Source organism: Octadecabacter sp. R77987 (assembly GCF_042466115.1).
Taxonomy (GTDB): domain Bacteria; phylum Pseudomonadota; class Alphaproteobacteria; order Rhodobacterales; family Rhodobacteraceae; genus SW4.
The window spans coordinates 731,066-749,829 of the sequence record NZ_JAXHBQ010000001.1; the positions used below are offsets into that span (position 1 = coordinate 731,066).

An 18,764-nucleotide genomic window follows, 5' to 3' on the forward strand; every position below is an offset into this window, starting at 1 on the left:
TTCGCGTGTCCGTTGACCTATGGTCAGATTGCCCCTCGTAAAATGGGTTCGGGTGTTGTAATAGATAGTTTAACGCTAAACTATATTTGCGTCACCGAAAGGGAGGACCCATGGCCGCCAAGAAATCTGCAAAGAAACCAAACGTTTCTGCCGAAGAACTGCTGGGGCATTACCGTGAAATGCTGCTGATCCGTCGATTCGAAGAAAAGGCTGGCCAGTTGTATGGCATGGGCCTGATCGGCGGCTTCTGTCACCTTTATATCGGTCAAGAGGCCGTTGTTGTCGGCCTTGAGGCCGCAGCGGACGAAGGCGACAAGCGCGTCACATCCTACCGCGACCACGGCCATATGCTGGCCTGTGGCATGGACCCCAAGGGCGTCATGGCCGAACTGACAGGTCGCGAGGGTGGCTATTCCGCCGGCAAGGGCGGCTCGATGCACATGTTCAGCAAGGAAAAGCATTTCTACGGCGGCCACGGCATTGTTGCCGCGCAGGTGCCGCTGGGTGCGGGTCTGGCATTCGCTGACAAATACCTTGGCAACGACCGCGTGACATTCGCCTATTTCGGCGATGGCGCTGCCAACCAGGGCCAGGTTTACGAGACCTACAACATGGCTGAACTCTGGATGCTGCCAGTGATTTTCGTCATTGAAAACAACGGCTACGCGATGGGCACATCTGTCAAACGCTCCACGAAATCCCCCTCCCTGTGGGAACGCGGTGCCGCCTATGGCATCGAGGGCGAAGAAGTAGACGGAATGGACGTGCTGGCCGTCAAGGCGGCTGGCGAAAAGGCCGTGGCCCACTGCCGCGCGGGCAAAGGCCCCTATATCCTTGAAGTGAAAACCTATCGCTATCGCGGCCATTCCATGTCGGACCCAGCGAAATATCGCACCCGCGACGAGGTGCAGAAAATGCGCGAGGAACGTGACCCAATCGATCACATCCGCGACATGCTGCTGACGGGCAAACACGCGAGTGAGGATGATCTGAAAGCGATCGACAAGGAGATCAAGGCGATCGTCAACGAAAGCGCCGAGTTCGCCAAGGAAAGCCCCGAACCGCAGTTGGAAGAACTGTGGACCGATATTTACGCCAAAGAAATTCCGCAGGAGGCTTGAACAATGGCTACTGAAATTCTCATGCCCGCCCTCTCGCCCACCATGGAAGAAGGCACGCTGGCCAAATGGCTGGTCAAGGAAGGTGACACCGTTGCAAGCGGCGACATCATGGCCGAAATCGAAACCGACAAGGCGACGATGGAATTCGAAGCCACCGACGAGGGTGTGATCGGCAAGATCCTGATCGCGGAAGGCACCGAAGACGTCAAAGTGAACACGCCCATCGCCGTGCTGCTGGAAGAAGGCGAGGATGCCTCGGCCGCTGACAGTGTATCGAGTGCACCTGCCGCTAAAGCAGACGAAGCACCTAAGGAAGAAGCGGCCCCCGCGGCCCAAGCCGCTGCCCCTGCCCCGGTGCAAGCCAACACATCGCCCGATTATCCCGAAGGCACGGCGATGAAGCAGATGACGGTGCGCGAGGCGCTCAATTCCGCCATGGCCGAAGAAATGCGCGCTGATGACACGGTGTTTCTGATGGGTGAAGAAGTCGCCGAATACCAGGGTGCCTACAAGATCAGCCAAGGCCTGCTGGACGAATTCGGTGCCAAGCGCGTGATTGATACGCCAATCACCGAACACGGCTTTACCGGCATTGCTGTGGGTGCGTCCTTTGGCGGTCTGAAACCCATCGTCGAATTCATGACCTTCAACTTCGCCATGCAGGCGATGGACCAAATCATCAACTCGGCGGCCAAGACATTGTATATGTCCGGCGGTCAGATGGGTGCGCCGATTGTGTTCCGTGGGGCCAACGGTGCCGCCGCCCGTGTGGGCGCGCAGCACAGCCAGTGCTATGCCGCGTGGTATATGCAGGTGCCCGGCCTGAAAGTGGCGATGCCCTATTCGGCAGAAGACGCCAAAGGGTTGCTGAAAACTGCGATCCGCGATCCGAACCCGGTGATCTTCCTTGAGAACGAACTGATGTATGGCCAGACATTCGATGTGCCTGATCTGGATGATTTCACCATTCCCTTTGGCAAGGCCAAGATCGAACGCGCCGGTGACGATGTGACCATCGTCAGCTTTGGTGTCGGTGTCGGCCATGCGTTGAAAGCGGCTGAAAAGCTGGCCGCGGATGGCGTCAGCGCCGAAGTCGTCAACCTGCGCACCCTGCGCCCGATGGACACGGCCACGGTCATCGCATCGGTGCAGAAAACCAACCGCTGCATCACCGTCGAAGAAGGCTGGCCGCAAGGCAGCGTCGGCGGCTATGTCAGCAACGTGATCATGCAGGAAGCGTTCGATTATCTGGACGCCCCCGTGATCAACTGCACCGGCAAGGACGTGCCGATGCCCTATGCCGCCAACCTTGAAAAGCACGCGCTGATCACTGTCGACGAAATCGTCGATGCTGTGAAGCAAGTGACTTACCGCTAAGGAGATCGCGCAATGCCAACAGAAATTCTGATGCCCGCCCTGTCCCCCACGATGGAGGAAGGCACGCTGGCGAAATGGCTGGTCAAGGAAGGCGATACCGTATCCAGCGGCGACCTTTTGGCCGAGATCGAAACCGACAAGGCGACGATGGAATTCGAAGCCGTCGATGAAGGTGTGATCGGCAAGATTTTGATCGAAGAAGGCAGTGAAGGCGTCAAAGTGAACACCCCCATCGCCGTGTTGCTGGAAGATGGGGAAAGTGCGGACGATATTGGCGAGGCCAGCGCGCCTGCCGCCGCCGACACGGTCAAGGAAGCACCCAAGGCCGAAACCGCCGCAGCCGCTGCAACACCTGCCGCTGCTGCCCCTGCCGCGCCCAAAGGTGACGATGGCAAGCGTATCTTTGCAACCCCGCTGGCGCGCCGGATTGCCGCCGACAAGGGGCTTGATCTGGCCAATGTCAACGGATCAGGCCCGCATGGACGCATCATCAAGGTCGATGTGGAAGCTGCCAAGCCCGATCAGGCTGCCGCCGCACCTGCCGCGGCTGCTGCGCCTGCCGCGGCCAAAGGCGCTGCGATGGCCGCTGGCCCAAGCACCGAAACTGTCATCAAGATGTATGAAGGCCGCGAGTTTGAGGAGGTCAAGCTGAACGGGATGCGCAAGACGGTTGCCGCCCGCCTGACCGAAGCGAAACAATCGGTGCCGCACTTCTATCTGCGCCGCGACATTCAATTGGACGCGCTGCTGAAGTTCCGCAGCCAGCTCAACAAGCAGTTGGAGGCCAAAGGCGTCAAGCTTTCGGTCAATGATTTCGTGATCAAGGCCTGCGCCTTGGCGCTGCAATCGGTCCCCGAAGCCAACGCCGTCTGGGCCGGTGACCGGACACTGAAGTTCACCGCATCCGATGTGGCCGTGGCGGTTGCCGTTGAAGGTGGGTTGTTCACACCTGTTCTGCAAGACGCTGAAAACAAATCACTTTCGGCCCTGTCGGCACAGATGAAAGACTTGGCCGGGCGCGCCCGCGATGGCAAACTGGCGCCGCATGAATATGTCGGTGGCAGCTTTGCGATTTCCAACTTGGGCATGTTTGGGATTGACAATTTCGACGCGATCATCAACCCGCCACATGGCGCAATCCTCGCGGTCGGCGCGGGCGTCAAGAAACCCGTGGTTGGTGCGGATGGCGAACTGGCTGTGGCCACGGTCATGTCCACCACCCTGTCGGTCGATCACCGTGTGATTGACGGCGCGCTGGGGGCGAACCTGCTGAACGCGATCAAGGAAAACCTTGAGAACCCGATGATGATGCTGGCCTAAAGAGCCCGCCCATTCCTGACAATCGCCCTCGTGTCACCACGGGGGCGTTTTTTGTTGATCTGGCGCAAGGCGTCACGGCGCCGTCCGGCCTAAGCCCGACCAAACAAACCGGAGAAGACCATGGACTGGAAAGCCGAACTTGCCACCACCAACGCCAACCTTGACGCCGTGCGCGCCGCACACCCTGACGCCACCAAGGCATTTGGCGGGATGCACGCCGGAACCATGCGACCGGGTGCGCTGGGGATGAAGGAAAAGGAGCTGATCGCCCTGTCCATCGGCATTGCCAAACAGTGCGGCGATTGCATCGGCTTTCACGTCAAGGCGGCGATCAAGGCGGGTGCCACGCGCGAGGAAGTGGTCGAGGCCGTGGGTGTCTGCATGATGATGGGCGGTGGCCCGTCGTTCATGTATGGGGCCAAGGCGCTGGAAGCGTTTGACCAGTTGAGTGTGTAAGTCACAGACCGGAATCAAGGCCGTAGGCCGCCGGTCTGATCGGCGGCCCGCCCGACGACGGGTCGGCGATTTGGCCAGCCGCGCGCCCCTTGGAAACGAACGATGTGTTTGGCCACCATAAAGTGCCATGTCAGCCACGTCAGATCGCCCACCCACGGGCCGCCAATCAGACCGACTTGCACTTGGGTCAATCGCGGGTCTGGTCCTCCGCCTTGTCGTGCAGCAGTTGATCCATCGACACGGACGGCTGATCGCACCCTGCCTCGCCCACGATCCGCGCAGGCACGCCCGCGACGGTCTTGCAGGCTGGCACATCCATCAACACGACCGACCCGGCCGCGATCCGGCTGCACGCGCCAACGGTTATGTTGCCCAACACCTTGGCCCCTGCCCCGATCAGCACACCGTCCTTGATCTTGGGGTGGCGGTCTTCTTCTTCCTTGCCGGTGCCGCCCAGCGTCACGGAATGCAGCATCGACACATTGTCGCCCACCACCGCCGTTTCACCGATCACGATGGAATGGGCGTGGTCGATCATCAGCCCCTTGCCGATGGTCGCGGCGGGGTGAATGTCGATCCCGAAAATTTCGGAGACGCGCATCTGCACGTAGTACGCCAGATCGCGCCGCCCCTTTTGCCAGAGCCAATGACCCAGCCGATAGGCCTGCACCGCCTGAAAGCCCTTGAAGAACAACAGCGGCTGCAAATACCGGTGGCACGCCGGATCACGATCAAGGATCGCCATCAGATCGGCGCGCGCTGCATCGGCCAGTTTCGGGTCATCCAGGTAGGCTTCGTCGGCAATTTCGCGCAACATCTGGTCGGACATTTCCGGCGAGGCAAGCTTCATCGAAATGCGGTAGGCCAGCGCACATTCCAGCGACCCGTGGTGCAACACGGACGTGTGCACAAGTCCGCCCATCAACGGCTCGTCTGCTATCGCGGCCTCGGCCTCTTTGCAGATACGCGACCAAACAGGATCGACTTCGCTTAGCTTTGCGCGCGGATTGGCCATGGTGATACCCTCACTTTCGTGTTTGTCTTAGACCAGATAGGCACCTTTGGCCAAGAATAAACCCGTGATCGACAGGGCCACAGAAATGAATGAAAGCGAATTGGCCAACTACCGCGCCGCGCTAAGGGCTGCACTGGCCGCACTGGACGGCGAAGATGCACTTGGCCGCGATGGCCAGAAAACCGTGACGCTGGATCAACAGGCAGTTGGGCGGCTGTCGCGGATGGACGCCTTGCAAAATCAGGCGGTGGCCAAGGCGCAAGCCGGGCGGCGTGCAACCCAGCGCCAGCGGATCACGGCTGCTTTGGCGCGGATGGATGACGGGGAATACGGTTATTGCAGCGATTGCGGCGATGATCTTGATCGCGCCCGTCTGGACGCAGACCCGACAGTGCCGCGCTGTTTGTCCTGCACCCGCGGCTAGGGTCGGCACGCCACGCATCCAAGGCACGCAGCAAACACGCCAGCGCCTCGCAATATGGGCTGTCACAGCGATCAGCCCGGCGCGCGCGGTCCCGTTTGGCCGCCGCTGACATCAGCGACCCCGTGCCAAACTGCGGATGCGCGCGCCCGGTTTTCTTGCGGGTGCAATCGGCCGTATGGGCCTGCGTGATCATCTCGGCGGCGATCTGATTCCAGATATCGGGCGGCTGCGCCAGAAGCGCCGCCACCGCATATTCCAGATCCCCGACCAGAACGCCACGCATCAGCTGTCGATCACCAGTGCACGGGCTGGCCCCGCGCCGTAACGGTCCGACACCTGTGCGACCTCGACGCGGTAGCCAGCCAAGGCACCGTCCGCCGCCGCCAGCGCCGCCGGATAGGTCCAGCTTGGCGTGTTGACCTGCACATCGCGCACCACGGCGCCGCCGACAATCACCTGCACGGTGTAAAGCTCGCTTGCCTCGCCCAATGGCACATCCAGCCCGTCCCAGGTATCGCCATCGACCCGCGTGCGCCGCACCCAGGTAAATGTCGCATCCGCCGCACCATCGCTGCGCAAATGCGCAACCGGATATGGGCGCAACCCGTTGCCCTGAAACGCATCAACACGGTAGCGATAGGCCGGATCGTCCATCGCCTTTTGCGCTGGACCATAGCGGAAATGGCGTGCGACACCGCGCGCCGCAGCGGCCAGTTCGATCTGTTCGGGCCGCCCGTCAAGCAGCACGAACCGCGACCCGACGGGCCAATCCGCAGGCATCACGCCATCGCTGCCCGCCTGCCCGCGCAAACGCAATCGCAGGTCATATGTATCCGGCGCAACAAGTTCCGCCTCGACGAACTGAAACACTTCCCAACTGTCCGCGCCGCCATCGCCAATCGCGGCAAGGTTCGCTCCCGCCAGCACATCCGCCGTGCTGCGACTGGTCAATGACCCCGACACCAGCTTGACGCGCAGCGCGGCACCACGATCCCAGCGCCCCGCAGGTGCGGCAAACATCGCCGTTTGCGTGACCCCGATGATCGACGCCTGCGACACCAAAGTGTTCAAGCCATAGTCACTATCCTGTGCCGCACTATACAGCGCGACAGACCCCGGCCACGGCACGCCCGTCATGGCCACATGGGGCGCGTGCGGCACTTCGTCTCCGCTCAGAAGCGGCAGATCAAGGAACATCGCCTCGACCGGCACAGGCGCCACAAACGGGCGCATCCCGATCACCGTGTCGCCACCATCATGGGCGCGGTAGGTTTCGGGTTCGATCCGCACCGCGTCGATCATCTGCTTGTCCGTCAGTTCGACCCGATCCACCCGATAAAGCGCGGCACCGCCCGCCCCATCAAGTTGAACAACATCACCAGCACCGACACCTGCGCGCGACGGCGGCAAGGCAAAACGGGCCGTGTCACGGGCCACGCGCGCCTCGCTCAGCCAGCGTTCGGCGATGCGGCGGCCCTCGCCCTGGGTCAGAACCAGCGGCAGCTCTGACTGCGAGACGCTTAGCGTGTCATCATCAGGGAAAACCGCCTCGCTCGCGCGGATTTCATAGTCGCCATCGGCTTCGATGAACCCAAGCCGGATACGGCCCGCCAGTTCGGCCACAGGTGCGCGTTGGCGTTCGATTGCGCTGTCAATTTCAGCTGTGACGGCCAGTTTCCCTGCCTCAAGTGGCACACCGCCCGATGCAATGCGGGTGATGAAATGCAGCACGCCGTCGCGTTCCACCGCATCAAAGCCGTAGGCCAGCATCAAAGGTTGCAAGGCGGCGCGCCCCGCTTCGACATCGCGCAACACAAAGCCCCGCACATGACCATAAAGTCGTGAAACATCAAAGGCTTCCACGCCGGACTTGATGCAAATCCGCGCTACAACCGACGACAAGGCCTGCGCCGATGCGCGCCCGTTGATCCAATGCCCTTTGGGGTAGTTCGCACCATCCGACCACAATTCCTGATTGGAAGGAAAGAACGGATAGGGCCGCGTATCCCACGCCCAAACATGCGTGCGCGACAGATCCACCATGCGGTAGCCATAGGTGGACGACAGCGGGTTGTTCGCCGGGTCGCCGTAATACGAATGCACCGCGCGCAGATATTGCATCTGCATAAGATCGTCGCGCAAGCCATTGGAATAATGCGGCAAACCGCTTTCCGATGATTTGGGATCATAGAACCGATTGGGTTCGTTCGCACCCTTGTCAATCGCACCACAGCCGATTTCGGTAAACCAGATCGGCTTGCTTTGGGGCACCCATTCGGTCGGTGTGTCACTGCGCTGACCATCAACTCGGTCGTGGTGCGCATTGCCCCACCAGCCCTGCAGGTCCTTGTAGCGCCAGACCCAGTCTTCACCCCAATGATCGGAAATGGGCGTGCGGATTTGCGCATCGCGCGCCTCGGGCGAGTGGTAATACCAGTCATAGCCTTCGCCGCCCGCGACGTTGCCGCGCAGGTAATCAAGGTTATAGATCGACCCCGCGCTCGCATCCGCGTGATCCTCGCCATCGCGCCAGTCCGACAGCGGCATATAGTTGTCGATACCGATGAAATTGACGTTCGGGTCAGCCCAAAGCGGATCAAGATGGAACAGCTTGTCGCCCGTGCCAACCGGTTGATAGCCATGGTATTCGGACCAATCCGCCGCGTAGCCGATCTTGCAATATGGTCCCAGAATAGAGCGCACATCCGCGGCCAGCGCGCGCATCGCATCGACAGCCGGAAACCCGCTTGCCCCGCGAATTTGCGTCAATGACCGCATCTCAGAGCCGATACAAAACGCATCAACACCGCCCGCCATCGCACAGAGATGCGCGTAATGCAGGATGAACCGGCGATAGGACCATTCCGGCGGACCGCTATAGCTGACAGTGCTGCCCGAAGGCGTGAAATCACCCGGCTGTGCGGCACCAAAAAACGCCGCAACCTCAATATCCGCCCCGCCTGTCTGATCAGGCGATCCCGCCTGCCCCGGCGCCGCCGACAATGTCACCCGCCCGCGCCATGGCAAGGCCGGCTGATCATCTGCGCCTGTCCAGGGGTCCGGCAAACCGTTGCTGCCAAGCTGATCCATCAGAATGAACGGATAGAACACCACCGATTTGTTGCGCGCGCTCGAGATCCTCGATCGCCTCGATCACCGACGCATCCGTCGGCGTGCCGCCATAGACCGGCCTGTCATCAACCTGCGGCGTCAGGTCCGCTGCCGAGCGCACCAGCCCCGACACCTCCCAAGGCATCGCACTTGGGTCGCCGTCGACAGACTCGACCTTGGGCCGCAGGGTGCAATCGCCACAGCGCAGATCATTGCCGAACCACGACACAACAAGCGACACCGACCCGCAGTTGGGCAATTCTTCTTCCATCGTCGCAACCGAGGTGGCGAAATCTGACTTGCCCGAGGGCGAGTTGATGTTCAAAGCTACCTGCGCGCCGAATGTGTCACTGCGATAGACCGGCGTCGTTGCCAACCCGTATTCACCCGTGCCCGGCACCAGCGCGACACCACGCACCGCCTGCGCCAGATCAGCCGCGCCATCGGGGGCCTGATCCGCGCCCCTGCGCACGACCTCGAATGTAAACTGCGGCACGCGGTTGCCAAATTGGGACAGGCTTAGATCCTCGAACACCACATAGGCTACGCCACGATAGGCCGGGGCCAGCCCTGTGCCCTCGACGGCCTCGATCTTGGGGTCGGGCAGTTGGTCGGACGTGCCTGCATAGACGCGCATGTTCAGATCATCGCGCGCCACCTCAACGCCATCCGCCCAAACGCGGCCCACACGGGTGATCTCGCCCTCGCAAAGGGCAATCGCAAGGCTGACCGAATAGGAAAAACTGGTCGTCGCGGGGCGTGGGGGCGCCCCCTTGCCACCGCCTGAACGGCGCACATCCTCTTGGAAACGGGTGGCCCAAATGACCTGCCCCGCCACGCGCATCCGCCCGAAGACCGCAGGCAGCGCCGCGCCTTCGCTGGCACCCGTCAGGCGAAACCGGTCAACGCGGCCGGTTTCAACAGGCTCGCTGCCCGCCCCCATCAGGCGCTGATCGACCATACGTCCAAGGGATGCCCCCGCCGCACGGCCAATCGCCGCCGCAGACAGCCCCAGAACCGACCCGCCAATGGACCCGCCAAGGGCCATGCCCGCCGCAGAAAGAACAATCGTCGCCATGTTTTATCCCCTTGTCGGAAAGGCAAACCGCGCCGCGATGCGCCGCTGCCAGGGGGCCGTCAGGCCGCTTTCGACCACGCCATGCCCCTGAAATGAATGAATAAACGCGGCATCAGCGCCAATGCGCGATTGGATGCCCAGATGTTTGGCGACACTGCCTGCACGCATCCGGAACACGATCACATCGCCCAATGCCACGTCAGGCGTCGCCACCAGCAAACGGCGACAGGCCGCCAACAGAACCTCGCGCCCCTGCGGTTCGTCCCAATCGGGGACATAGGGCGGCACAGGTTCGGGCAGATCACCCAGAATTTCGGCCCAGACCCCGCGGATCAGCCCAAGGCAATCACAGCCCGCACCCTTGGTCGCAGCCTGATGATGATAGGGCGTGCCGATCCAGCCGCGCGCGGTCGTAACGATTGCATCGCTCATCCGCGCAGGCTCCCGCCGGTGTTGTTGCCGCCCTGGGACGGGACACTCATCAACCAGTCCTCGCCCGGAATGTCCGGAAAGCCTTGAAAATTTACAAAGTTGTCGAACTTCAGCCGACAGGTTTCGCTGCGCTTGTCACAGCCCGCCTCGATGCGCAGCATGTCACCGGTGGCCACATCCGCGCGCAGTGGTTGCCACAGGGTCAGCACCCGTTGGCTGCCCTCGAACCGGTCGCGCTTGATCAGCCCAACCAACCCCTTGGCCGCGCCCGATGTCACCGTGAAACGCCCCCGCGTGAACCACTCGGGCGAAAAATCATCAAACCCCGCAAAGCGGAACTCTTGGGCGTTATCAACAATTTCCGCTGCACGTTCAGACAGGTAGCCCGCGGTATTCATGTCAAACCGGCAGGTGCCATCACCCAGCACGGCGGCACAGGGTTTCTGATAAACCCGCCCCTGCGGCTGGTTCAGCGCCTCGCTCAACCCGCGCAGATCGGCGTGGAATGCCCCACCCGCGCGGCGCAATTCGCCGATCGTGCCGCGAAACCGCAGCATCCGCGCCGACACATCGCGCCAGTTCACCAGCCACGCCCGCACTTCGGCCCCGTCAAAACGGCCCGCGTCGATATCGGCCTCGGTGATCGCGCTGTCCGACAGCACGCCCATGGCTTCGGTGTTGTCCACCGCCAGCCCCGTGCCCTGCGCAATCGCGCGCGCAGACATACCCGCATCAGGGCGAAAGCTGATCCCGTCAAAGTCCAACGCGCGGTCATGATCCGTAAAACCAAAGGTCACACCATCGCGGCGCACTACGGCCCAGCAACGGCAAACGGTTGTCAGCCCACCGGCCAGATGATCCAGCAGCGCGCTCATACCCGCACCTCGACCACCGGCACATCGGGCACATCACCCGCATGGAAGCTGGCCACCGAGGATTGAATGCGGTCGGTGTCAAAGCGCACCGGCACATCAAATTCGAACCCTGCGGTGATTTCGGCGCCAACATCGGGCGGATGCGCGAACGTGACCAATCCGGTGGTCAGATCCACGTCATAATCAATACTTTCCTGTTGCGGGTCACCACTGACCGCAACCTTGACCGTGCCTTCCACAGGTTTTCTGATCGGGCGGTCATAGATAATCCCGGCCGAACCATAGCACTTGATCAGCTGAAACGTGTCCGCAACCTCGTCACCCACCCCAAGTGGTTGATCCAAAGGCGAAACATCGCCCGAAGGCAGGCTGGATTTGAAATCGCCCCAGTCCTTCCAGCGAAACCCGTAAAGCTGCCCCTGACGCGCCTCGAAGAACGCGATCAGCGCTTCGACATCGTCCAAAGACCGCAGGCCAAGCCCCGCATCATAGCGGCGGCGTGAATGGGCCCATGGCGTGTTGCGTTCCTCGAACCCGTTATCAAGGGTGACAACTTCGGTGCGCCGTTCCGGCCCGCCAATGGACCCGAAACTAAGCGACGCCGGAAAGCGAATTTCGTGAAATGACATCTTTGTTCCCCTTACCGGTTACGCTGGCCACGGCCCAATGCGCGCGACATCTGCGCGGCAATCTGGCCTTGCGAGCGTTGAAAGCCCTGCACGTCCGGCGTGCTGATATTCATGGTGATATTGACGGCCCCGCCGCCGCCCGCCGCGCGCACACCCAAGCGGCCATCAGCCCCGCGTGACAGCGGCATGATCGCCTCCGGCCCTGCCTCGCCCATCAGGCCCGTGCCGCCGCGCATCGGGAAACTGACTGGCCCCGACAGCACACCGCCACGGGCAAAGGGCATCACGCGGCCCTGACTAAAGGGCGCGCCGTTTTCAAACGGCATCAGCCCCGACACGATCGAATTGACCCCGTTCGCCAGCAGCCCGCCAAAGTGATCGGTCACAGGGCGCACGGCAGCGTTATAGGTCGTGTCCACCATCGCCTTGGCAACGACGCCCAAGGCATCCGACAGCTTCATCCCGTCCAGCACCATCCCGTCAAAGGCGCGTTTCAGCCCGCCGGAAAAGCCGCGTTCCAGATTGCCCAGATCGCGGGTCGTCTGACCCAGCGTGCCCTGCATCTCGCGCAGCTGCCCGCCAAAAGCCGCCGTCATCTGGCTGGCATCCCCCAGGGTCTGCTCAAGGGCAGCCACTTCGGTATCCAACTCGCCAAGGCGTTCAATCTCGTCCATCTTTTGCTCCTTCGTCCGGGAATGCCCGGCTTAGTTCTTGCAGGCGGGCGCGGGCCATCGGTGCTTCCCCCGTCCCCGCGCCCAGCAAAATCAGCAATTCCGCTGGCGTCAGCGCCCAAAACTCCGCAGGGCGCAATCCCGCCCCGCGCATCCCCGCGCGCATCAAGGCGGGCCAGTCAAAGCCGCTCATGAGGGCGGCGCAAACGCACGCGCCAGCAATTCGGCAGCAACCTTGGCCGCGCCCACAGGCCCGCCGGCGATTTCCGCACTCAGCAGATCACCCGCATCACCGCGCCACCCGCCACCGCGCAGACCCGCCACAAGCAAGGCCATCACATCGCGGCTGGAAAACGCGCCACCCTCAAAGCGTTCAACCAAAGCGACCAGCGTGTTGGCACCAAGGGCGGCCTCCAGCTCGGCCAATGCCCCCAGCGTGAGCTTGCAAGTGCACGCGACACCATCAACGTGCAGCACCACTTCGCCCGCATAGGGGTTCGCCATCAGATCGCCGCCGTAAAGGTCAGCTGCCCTGCGGATGCCAGCGACATTTCATAGGTCGCCTCGCCATTGTGGGATCCAGCGTATTCAATGGACGTCACCTGAAACGCGCCTTCGACAGTGCCGAAATCGGGAATGATCACCTGAAAATCCGGCGTTTCCCCGTCAAAGAAGATCTGGCGCGCGCGTTCGTCCGTGGCTTCGTCCTTGAATACGCCCGACCCGCTGATGGCGGCACTTTTCACGCCCGCACCGCCCAGCAATTCGCGCCACCCGCCCGCACTTTCCAGGCTGGTCACATCAACGCTTTCGGCGTTGAAACTGATGCGCGAGGCGCGCAATCCGGCAGCCGTTTCAAAGAAACCGTTGCCTGTCATGTCGATCTTGATCAAAAGATCCTTACCGTTCTGGGCTGTCATATCCGTATCTCCGGTTGGTTAAATATGGCGCTACACGTCGTCGACGCGGGCGCGGAAAATCATGTTGATGCGGCGCACATCACCTGTGCCCACGCGGGCCGCCGTGGCCTTGTAGAAATTGCACGACACAAGCACGCCGCGTGCCAGTGTCAGGTCCGCATCGACCAGCGCATCTGACACGGCCGCCGCTGCCGTCTTGGCCGCCGCAAACCCCGCGCCATCGGTGACGATGGACACGGTGAATTCATGTTCTGCCCCGCCGCCCGTCTTGTCGGACCGGTCCCGCGCAATCTCGGGGCCAAGGGCCACATAGATCGACGGTAGCGTGCCCGTGGGCAGTGCGTCATAGATCGCCGTGCCGACCAATCCGGCCAGCGTCACATCCGCGACCAGCTGCTGGTAAACGGCCGTCTGAAGGGCCTCTGCCACGCCATAACTCATGTGACATTCTCCTCTTCTGCGGTGCAGGTCAGATAGCGCCCGCTTGCGTCCGCCTCGGCGACCGCCAAGATGTTGAACACGCGCGACCCGTCGCGAAACCGCTGTTCCGGCAAGGGGCGCGACGAAGCGCCCACCAGCCCCGCGCGCACGACGATGCGATAAGCAACCCGCGACAGCGGCACCGCGACACCGGCTTTCTCACGCCCCGTGCGCGCCGTGACTTCGGCATAATGCGTGCCAAGGGCCTGCCAGCTTTGGGTGTAACCACCCGCCCCGTCAGCCACACGCACCGGCGCCTCAAGCACCAGCCTGCGGTTCAGATGCGGCACCTTCATGAGCGGCCACCGCCGAACAGACGCACCGTGCGATAGCGTTCGATCAAGGCGCTGACACCAAAAGGCATGCACCCCCCACCAAACGCCGTTTCATGGCGATATTCGTGGTAATGGGCCGCCAGCATCATCACAGCCTGCGCCAGATCGGCCGGCAGATCGGACCAGTCAGGACCAAAGCCTGCAAGGAAACCAACCCGCACCGACCCCGCTAGCGGCACCGCAGGCAACATGCCCCCCGTGGCCACAAGACAGGGGCGCTGCATATCCGGCTCAAGCCGATAACCCGCTGCGCTGGCAACCGTTTCATCCCCAAGGCGCGAGATCGTGACAACCTCGGAAATGGCGCTGACGGGGGCGACAGGCAGGGCCTGCTGGCCCGTGTCGCGCCAGGCCGTCAGGGTCCAGCTAAACTCGCGCTCGATCAGGATCTTGCCTGTGCGCGCCTCGATTGCGGCCATGGCGGCACGCAGGAAACTTTCAAGCAGACCGTCCTGCAAACCATCGTCGGAAAACCCCGATCCAAGGCGTAGGTGGTCTTTGAACTGGGTGACCGGAAGTGCGCTTGGTGGCACTGTGGTCTCTTCGACTAACATCATGGAATTACTCCGCAAACCGGCCTGATTTCGTGATTGAACCCGGACACGCACCCCGCCGCATTGCTCGGACGGAAGGGAACAGCTAGACAACGCGCCTTTTGTTGGACACGTGTCCGGGTCATGCCGCCGCCCGAACGGGCAGCGACACCCCTCGCTCGGACGCCTTAGGCGACCGAGAACTTCAGCAGCTTGATCGCGGCATAATCGCTGATCCCGCCACCCACGCGCTTGGTTGCATAGAACAACACATGCGGCTTGGCGCTGAACGGATCACGCAGCACGCGCAGATCAGGGCGTTCGGCAACCGTGTAGCCCGCACCAAAATCACCAAAGGCAATGGCAGTCGCGTCCGAACCCACATCAGGCATGTCCTCGGCGATCAGCACCGGATAGCCCAGCAGACGCGCAGGCTCGCCCGCGGCCAGACTGTCGGACCACAGGAAACGACCATCGTTGTCTTTCAGCTTGCGCACGGCACCGGCTGTTTTCGAATTCATCACGAAAGACGCATTGGCGCGGTATTGCGCACCAAGGGCGTAAACCAGATCAATCACCGCATCGCCGGGGTTCACGGCGTCAAAATCGCCATCGGTGCCGGTGGGCACATAGCCCAGATTGCCCCAGGTCCATGTGTCGTTATCGACAGATGTGGCGGTCAGGAAACCGGCGGGCTTGTCGATGCCGTCACCATTGATGAACGCAGACGCTTCAGAACGGGCGAACTTGTCGGCGATCCGGCCAGCCAGCCAGCCTTCGATGTCGAACGCGCTATCGTCCAGCAGACGCTGCGATGCTTTTGGCAGGGCCGAAAGCTCGTGCAGCGGGATGGTGATACGGTCAATGACAGGCGTGCCGGTTTCAACCGACGGATCGGTTTCCGTGGCCCAGCCAGCGCCCATTTCGGTGTGATCGACCAGCACGTCATAGGATGTCGCATCAACGGCCACCACATTGGCAATCGCGCGGATAGACGCAGTGCTGCTCAGCACCCCATTGACGGTTTCGGATGTCTGCGGGTCAACCAGATAGCCACCATCGGCGGCCACGGCTGTCGACAGCGCCTTGCCTTCCATTTCCAGACCACGCAGCGCATCATCGTCACCCGAACGCAGATAGGCAGCGAACGCCTTCTGGTGGGGGGCTTCCATGCTTGCGGCAGCGGCCAGCGCGGGGCGTGCGCCCGCAGTCATTGTCTTGCGATCCAACTTGTTCATTCGTTCGTCCTGCTTTTGAAACTTGGCATGAATGCCGTCTGAGAAGTCTTTGAAGTCGTTCATGAAACCCGCCATCGCGGATTTCAGTTCTTTGGCCGGAGACACGTCTTCCCCGGCCCGAGATTTGGTCTCGGGTTTGCTCATCAATCTGTCCTTCGTGTTGATGGGTTTCGGCTAGTCGGGCATCGGCCCGCCCAGCAGGCTGCGTGCATCTTCAAACACCGCCGCCAGTTCGCGCATCGCGTCTGCCGCAGGGTCATCCCCCTTGGCGCCCACGCGCGCATCGGGAAGCATGGGGAAGGTCACAAGCGACACCTCCCAAAGCTCCAGCTCGGACAAGCGGCGTCCGCCCTTGTCGCCCTTGGTGGCGCGCACCGTGCGATAACCAATCGACAGTCCGTCAATCGCCCCCGCACCGATCAGCGCCGCCGCCTCGCGGCCGCGGGCCACATCCGTCAGAATGCGCCCCTTGACCCACAATCCCCTCGCGTCCTCGCGGACCTCGTCCCACACGCCAATCGGCTGGGACGGATCGTGCTGCCACAGCATCTTGACGCTGCCGCCCTTGGTTTTCAGCCGCGCAAGCGAGCCCAGATAAGCCCCCGCCTCGACCACATCACCGCCCTGATCACACTTGCCAAACAAGGACGCATAGCCGGAAATCACCGTGCCGTCGGTCACGTCAATCGTGCCGCCCAACTGGCAATACTTGTGTTCCAAATCCATCATTCTCTCCATCCTAGACAGGGGCGCTGATCAGATGCTGCGCACCTGCAAGCACCACCATCACCACCACGCCGAACACCGCGATCCATGTGCGCCGTTCGATCCGTTCCAACTGAGCCTCGATCCGGTCCACCTGGGCCTGAACCTGCGCCAGCTGCACGGTATTGAGCTGCTCCAGCGCCTCGATCCGCATGCCCGGCGCGCAGGCGAAACTTTCCAGACCATAGCGTCGCGGTTCATGTGCCATCGCCAACCTCAAGACTTGGCAGACCCAACAACGCGCGCTTTTCCGCGTCCGTCAGGAATGTGGCATCCCCCACACGGCGCCACTGCGCCTCGCGCTCGGCCCCCAAGGCCGGCACCTGATCCAGATCGGGACGCAACTCGGCCCACTCGCCTGTATAGTCAGACAGCCAATCACCCACAGCCCCCGTGACACGCTGCACCAACGGCAGCACAGTCAGACGATAAAACGCGCGGTTGGCCTCTTGGTAGTTGGCATAGGTCGCGTCCCCCGGAATGCCCAAAATCATCGGCGGCACACCGTAGGCAATCGCAATCTCGCGCGCGGCGGCTTCCTTGGTTTTCTGGAACTCCATATCGGACGGGCTGAAGCCCATCGGTTTCCAGTCCAGACCACCTTCCAACAACATCGGCCGGCCCGCATTGCGCGCGCCCTGATGCTGGCTTTCCATCTCGCTCAGCAGGCGGTCGTATTGATCTGCACTCAGCGCCGCCTGCCCGTCCGCGCCGCGATAGATGATCGCACCACTTGGGCGCGCCGCATTATCCAGCAACGCCTTGGACCAGCGCGACGCCGCGTTGTGCACATCAACCGCACTCGCCGCCGCCTGCATCGGGCTGAACCCGTAATGATCGTCCTGCGGGTGAAAGCTCTTGATATGGCAAACCGGCGCAGGGCCGTCCCCCAGATCAAAGCGGTGCTTGCGCCCGTTGACGTTGTATTCATAGGCCACGGGCCAGCCATCCGCGCCGGGCACAAGGCTCATCCGGTCACTGCGCAGCACATGCATTTCCACAGGCAACGCGTCACCCGCGACACCTTCAAGATAGGCGTTCCCGGTCAACAGCAACTGCCCATACAGCGCCTCAAAAAGTTCCGCACGACCCTGCGCGCCGTTCGGGCGGGCGATCAGGTCCAACAGTGGATGCGTATCATAACGGCGCGTGCGGTCCTGCAAGACCAACGGCAAAGCCGCCGCCGCCTCGGCAATCAGTTTCACCGCGCGAAAGCCAATCGGATTGCCCGTAAACCCCGTGCGGGTCAGCGACACCACATCACGCGGGCTCCAGGCCACACGCCCTGATGCGCCCCAGGCGGCAATCTTGCCCGTGGCAGACGCCTTGGCCTCGGGGGCCGTCTCCGCCTTGTCAGCGTCGGGGCGTTTCAGAAAATCAAACATCAATATCTCCTCGCTCCTGCCGCTTTGCCCGACAGTCCCTGCGTTCCATGAAAGGAAAATGCCGCGAATTGATTACGAAGCGTGAAAGGCACCGTACGGTGCTGTTGCGCCCACCAAACCGGTGACGTGTCTTTGGTAAACCAAGGTGGTCGGGTGCTACCTTGCTGACGTCCGAACGATCCATTGCGTGCGAAACGTCGCGCATCTTTTATACGACGCGGCTGATGTTCCAAAGTCCGCCAAGAAGCGCCCCCGCCGTAATACCCAAACGTCGTGCATGTCCGACCCAGACCCGACTTACGCGGCGGGCGGGATCAATGGCCGGAATGCGGACTTTGCTGCCGTTGCCAAACGTCAATAAGCAGGGCGGTCGGCGGCCCGTGGGTTGGCGATACAACGTTACCGCTTTGGCGCTTTATGGTGGCCAAGCACATCTTTCGGACCAGTATCATGCACGGTCGGCAAAATCGCCGACCCGTGGAGACGGGCCGACGATCGCCCGGCGGCTGCGCCTTGATTCCGGGCGGTCTGACTCCCGCTGCAACGGTCGTTCTGGGCTCAACCCGGCCTTCGCTGCGAAAGGCGCAATGGTCCGGTTC

General features: G+C 62.0%; 22 protein-coding genes and 1 pseudogene. 6 read left to right on the top strand and 17 right to left on the bottom strand.

Translation table 11 applies throughout. The features are described from left to right. Positions 1-110: 110 nt before the first annotated feature. From pdhA to SJY21_RS03690, 4 genes are all read left to right on the top strand, one after another. The gene (gene pdhA / locus SJY21_RS03675) at positions 111-1,121 is read left to right on the top strand and encodes a pyruvate dehydrogenase (acetyl-transferring) E1 component subunit alpha (RefSeq protein WP_377506348.1); all 1,011 of its coding nucleotides are present in this window, start codon (positions 111-113) and stop codon (positions 1,119-1,121) included. Between the two features lie 3 nt (positions 1,122-1,124). After that, entirely contained in the window at positions 1,125-2,498 is a 1,374-nt protein-coding gene (locus tag SJY21_RS03680) for a pyruvate dehydrogenase complex E1 component subunit beta (protein ID WP_377506351.1), read from the top strand. 12 nt (positions 2,499-2,510) lie between these two features. Then, the gene (locus SJY21_RS03685; RefSeq protein ID WP_377506354.1) at positions 2,511-3,818 is read left to right on the top strand and encodes a pyruvate dehydrogenase complex dihydrolipoamide acetyltransferase; all 1,308 of its coding nucleotides are present in this window, start codon (positions 2,511-2,513) and stop codon (positions 3,816-3,818) included. Between the two features lie 120 nt (positions 3,819-3,938). Beyond that, on the top strand, positions 3,939-4,274 hold the full coding sequence (locus SJY21_RS03690; protein WP_377506357.1) for a carboxymuconolactone decarboxylase family protein: 336 nt from the start codon (positions 3,939-3,941) through the stop codon (positions 4,272-4,274). A gap of 14 nt (positions 4,275-4,288) precedes the next feature. Here the strand turns inward: SJY21_RS03690 and SJY21_RS03695 are convergent, their stop codons facing one another. Together SJY21_RS03695 and cysE are read right to left on the bottom strand one after the other, a co-directional pair. After that, a complete protein-coding gene (locus SJY21_RS03695) occupies positions 4,289-4,465 on the bottom strand; it encodes a hypothetical protein (RefSeq protein ID WP_377506360.1) in 177 nt (58 codons plus the stop codon). Beyond that, positions 4,462-5,289, bottom strand: coding sequence for a serine O-acetyltransferase (gene cysE / locus SJY21_RS03700; RefSeq protein ID WP_377506363.1), 828 nt, complete (start codon positions 5,287-5,289; stop codon positions 4,462-4,464). Before cysE ends, SJY21_RS03695 begins: the two co-directional genes overlap by 4 nt. A gap of 85 nt (positions 5,290-5,374) precedes the next feature. Between cysE and SJY21_RS03705 the strand changes: the two genes are divergently transcribed. Continuing rightward, positions 5,375-5,713: a TraR/DksA family transcriptional regulator gene (locus SJY21_RS03705; RefSeq protein ID WP_377506366.1), complete on the top strand. Its 339-nt coding sequence runs from the start codon at positions 5,375-5,377 to the stop codon at positions 5,711-5,713. 136 nt (positions 5,714-5,849) lie between these two features. After that, positions 5,850-6,038: a hypothetical protein gene (locus SJY21_RS03710; protein WP_377506369.1), complete on the top strand. Its 189-nt coding sequence runs from the start codon at positions 5,850-5,852 to the stop codon at positions 6,036-6,038. Here SJY21_RS03710 and SJY21_RS03715 read toward each other — a convergent pair. From SJY21_RS03715 to SJY21_RS03785, 15 genes and pseudogenes are all read right to left on the bottom strand, one after another. Continuing rightward, positions 5,996-9,902 (bottom strand): annotated as a pseudogene (locus SJY21_RS03715) (glycoside hydrolase/phage tail family protein). The gene SJY21_RS03710 and the pseudogene SJY21_RS03715 overlap by 43 nt on opposite strands. A 3-nt stretch (positions 9,903-9,905) precedes the next feature. Next, a complete protein-coding gene (locus SJY21_RS03720; RefSeq protein WP_377506372.1) occupies positions 9,906-10,334 on the bottom strand; it encodes a peptidase in 429 nt (142 codons plus the stop codon). Further along, positions 10,331-11,209: a DUF2163 domain-containing protein gene (locus SJY21_RS03725; protein ID WP_377506374.1), complete on the bottom strand. Its 879-nt coding sequence runs from the start codon at positions 11,207-11,209 to the stop codon at positions 10,331-10,333. Before SJY21_RS03725 ends, SJY21_RS03720 begins: the two co-directional genes overlap by 4 nt. Continuing rightward, positions 11,206-11,838, bottom strand: a complete 633-nt coding sequence (locus tag SJY21_RS03730; RefSeq protein WP_377506377.1) for a TIGR02217 family protein — start codon at positions 11,836-11,838, stop codon at positions 11,206-11,208. Before SJY21_RS03730 ends, SJY21_RS03725 begins: the two co-directional genes overlap by 4 nt. 11 nt (positions 11,839-11,849) lie before the next feature. Further along, the gene (locus SJY21_RS03735) at positions 11,850-12,512 is read right to left on the bottom strand and encodes a phage tail tape measure protein (RefSeq protein WP_377506380.1); all 663 of its coding nucleotides are present in this window, start codon (positions 12,510-12,512) and stop codon (positions 11,850-11,852) included. Further along, positions 12,499-12,702, bottom strand: coding sequence for a rcc01693 family protein (locus SJY21_RS03740; RefSeq protein WP_377506383.1), 204 nt, complete (start codon positions 12,700-12,702; stop codon positions 12,499-12,501). Before SJY21_RS03740 ends, SJY21_RS03735 begins: the two co-directional genes overlap by 14 nt. After that, on the bottom strand, positions 12,699-13,013 hold the full coding sequence (locus SJY21_RS03745; RefSeq protein ID WP_377506386.1) for a gene transfer agent family protein: 315 nt from the start codon (positions 13,011-13,013) through the stop codon (positions 12,699-12,701). The genes SJY21_RS03740 and SJY21_RS03745 overlap by 4 nt, the downstream gene beginning before the upstream one ends. After that, a complete protein-coding gene (locus tag SJY21_RS03750; protein WP_377506389.1) occupies positions 13,013-13,429 on the bottom strand; it encodes a phage major tail protein, TP901-1 family in 417 nt (138 codons plus the stop codon). The genes SJY21_RS03745 and SJY21_RS03750 overlap by 1 nt, the downstream gene beginning before the upstream one ends. Before the next feature lie 30 nt (positions 13,430-13,459). Continuing rightward, complete coding sequence (locus SJY21_RS03755; RefSeq protein ID WP_377506392.1) at positions 13,460-13,870, bottom strand: DUF3168 domain-containing protein; 411 nt, start codon at positions 13,868-13,870, stop codon at positions 13,460-13,462. After that, positions 13,867-14,205, bottom strand: coding sequence for a head-tail adaptor protein (locus tag SJY21_RS03760; protein WP_377506394.1), 339 nt, complete (start codon positions 14,203-14,205; stop codon positions 13,867-13,869). The genes SJY21_RS03755 and SJY21_RS03760 overlap by 4 nt, the downstream gene beginning before the upstream one ends. After that, positions 14,202-14,801 (bottom strand): hypothetical protein, encoded by a 600-nt coding sequence (locus SJY21_RS03765; RefSeq protein ID WP_377506397.1) that lies wholly within the window; start codon positions 14,799-14,801, stop codon positions 14,202-14,204. The genes SJY21_RS03760 and SJY21_RS03765 overlap by 4 nt, the downstream gene beginning before the upstream one ends. A gap of 164 nt (positions 14,802-14,965) precedes the next feature. Next, a complete protein-coding gene (locus SJY21_RS03770) occupies positions 14,966-16,159 on the bottom strand; it encodes a phage major capsid protein (protein ID WP_377506400.1) in 1,194 nt (397 codons plus the stop codon). A gap of 30 nt (positions 16,160-16,189) precedes the next feature. Then, positions 16,190-16,741 carry an HK97 family phage prohead protease gene (locus SJY21_RS03775; RefSeq protein WP_377513136.1) on the bottom strand — a complete coding sequence of 184 codons (552 nt, stop codon included), beginning with the start codon at positions 16,739-16,741 and terminating at the stop codon, positions 16,190-16,192. Positions 16,742-16,754: 13 nt separating this feature from the next. Then, positions 16,755-16,988: a hypothetical protein gene (locus tag SJY21_RS03780; protein ID WP_377506403.1), complete on the bottom strand. Its 234-nt coding sequence runs from the start codon at positions 16,986-16,988 to the stop codon at positions 16,755-16,757. After that, positions 16,978-18,165: a phage portal protein gene (locus tag SJY21_RS03785; RefSeq protein ID WP_377506406.1), complete on the bottom strand. Its 1,188-nt coding sequence runs from the start codon at positions 18,163-18,165 to the stop codon at positions 16,978-16,980. Before SJY21_RS03785 ends, SJY21_RS03780 begins: the two co-directional genes overlap by 11 nt. Positions 18,166-18,764: the final 599 nt, after the last annotated feature.

Coding starts and splice junctions, on each gene's coding strand:
- pdhA (WP_377506348.1), top strand. CDS start 111: ATGGCCGCCAAGAAATCTGCAAAGAAACCAAACGTTTCTGCCGAAGAA.
- SJY21_RS03680 (WP_377506351.1), top strand. CDS start 1,125: ATGGCTACTGAAATTCTCATGCCCGCCCTCTCGCCCACCATGGAAGAA.
- SJY21_RS03685 (WP_377506354.1), top strand. CDS start 2,511: ATGCCAACAGAAATTCTGATGCCCGCCCTGTCCCCCACGATGGAGGAA.
- SJY21_RS03690 (WP_377506357.1), top strand. CDS start 3,939: ATGGACTGGAAAGCCGAACTTGCCACCACCAACGCCAACCTTGACGCC.
- cysE (WP_377506363.1), bottom strand. CDS start 5,289: ATGGCCAATCCGCGCGCAAAGCTAAGCGAAGTCGATCCTGTTTGGTCG.
- SJY21_RS03705 (WP_377506366.1), top strand. CDS start 5,375: ATGAATGAAAGCGAATTGGCCAACTACCGCGCCGCGCTAAGGGCTGCA.
- SJY21_RS03710 (WP_377506369.1), top strand. CDS start 5,850: ATGCGCGCGCCCGGTTTTCTTGCGGGTGCAATCGGCCGTATGGGCCTG.
- SJY21_RS03720 (WP_377506372.1), bottom strand. CDS start 10,334: ATGAGCGATGCAATCGTTACGACCGCGCGCGGCTGGATCGGCACGCCC.
- SJY21_RS03725 (WP_377506374.1), bottom strand. CDS start 11,209: ATGAGCGCGCTGCTGGATCATCTGGCCGGTGGGCTGACAACCGTTTGC.
- SJY21_RS03730 (WP_377506377.1), bottom strand. CDS start 11,838: ATGTCATTTCACGAAATTCGCTTTCCGGCGTCGCTTAGTTTCGGGTCC.
- SJY21_RS03735 (WP_377506380.1), bottom strand. CDS start 12,512: ATGGACGAGATTGAACGCCTTGGCGAGTTGGATACCGAAGTGGCTGCC.
- SJY21_RS03740 (WP_377506383.1), bottom strand. CDS start 12,702: ATGAGCGGCTTTGACTGGCCCGCCTTGATGCGCGCGGGGATGCGCGGG.
- SJY21_RS03745 (WP_377506386.1), bottom strand. CDS start 13,013: ATGGCGAACCCCTATGCGGGCGAAGTGGTGCTGCACGTTGATGGTGTC.
- SJY21_RS03750 (WP_377506389.1), bottom strand. CDS start 13,429: ATGACAGCCCAGAACGGTAAGGATCTTTTGATCAAGATCGACATGACA.
- SJY21_RS03755 (WP_377506392.1), bottom strand. CDS start 13,870: ATGAGTTATGGCGTGGCAGAGGCCCTTCAGACGGCCGTTTACCAGCAG.
- SJY21_RS03760 (WP_377506394.1), bottom strand. CDS start 14,205: ATGAAGGTGCCGCATCTGAACCGCAGGCTGGTGCTTGAGGCGCCGGTG.
- SJY21_RS03765 (WP_377506397.1), bottom strand. CDS start 14,801: ATGATGTTAGTCGAAGAGACCACAGTGCCACCAAGCGCACTTCCGGTC.
- SJY21_RS03770 (WP_377506400.1), bottom strand. CDS start 16,159: ATGAGCAAACCCGAGACCAAATCTCGGGCCGGGGAAGACGTGTCTCCG.
- SJY21_RS03775 (WP_377513136.1), bottom strand. CDS start 16,741: ATGGATTTGGAACACAAGTATTGCCAGTTGGGCGGCACGATTGACGTG.
- SJY21_RS03780 (WP_377506403.1), bottom strand. CDS start 16,988: ATGGCACATGAACCGCGACGCTATGGTCTGGAAAGTTTCGCCTGCGCG.
- SJY21_RS03785 (WP_377506406.1), bottom strand. CDS start 18,165: ATGTTTGATTTTCTGAAACGCCCCGACGCTGACAAGGCGGAGACGGCC.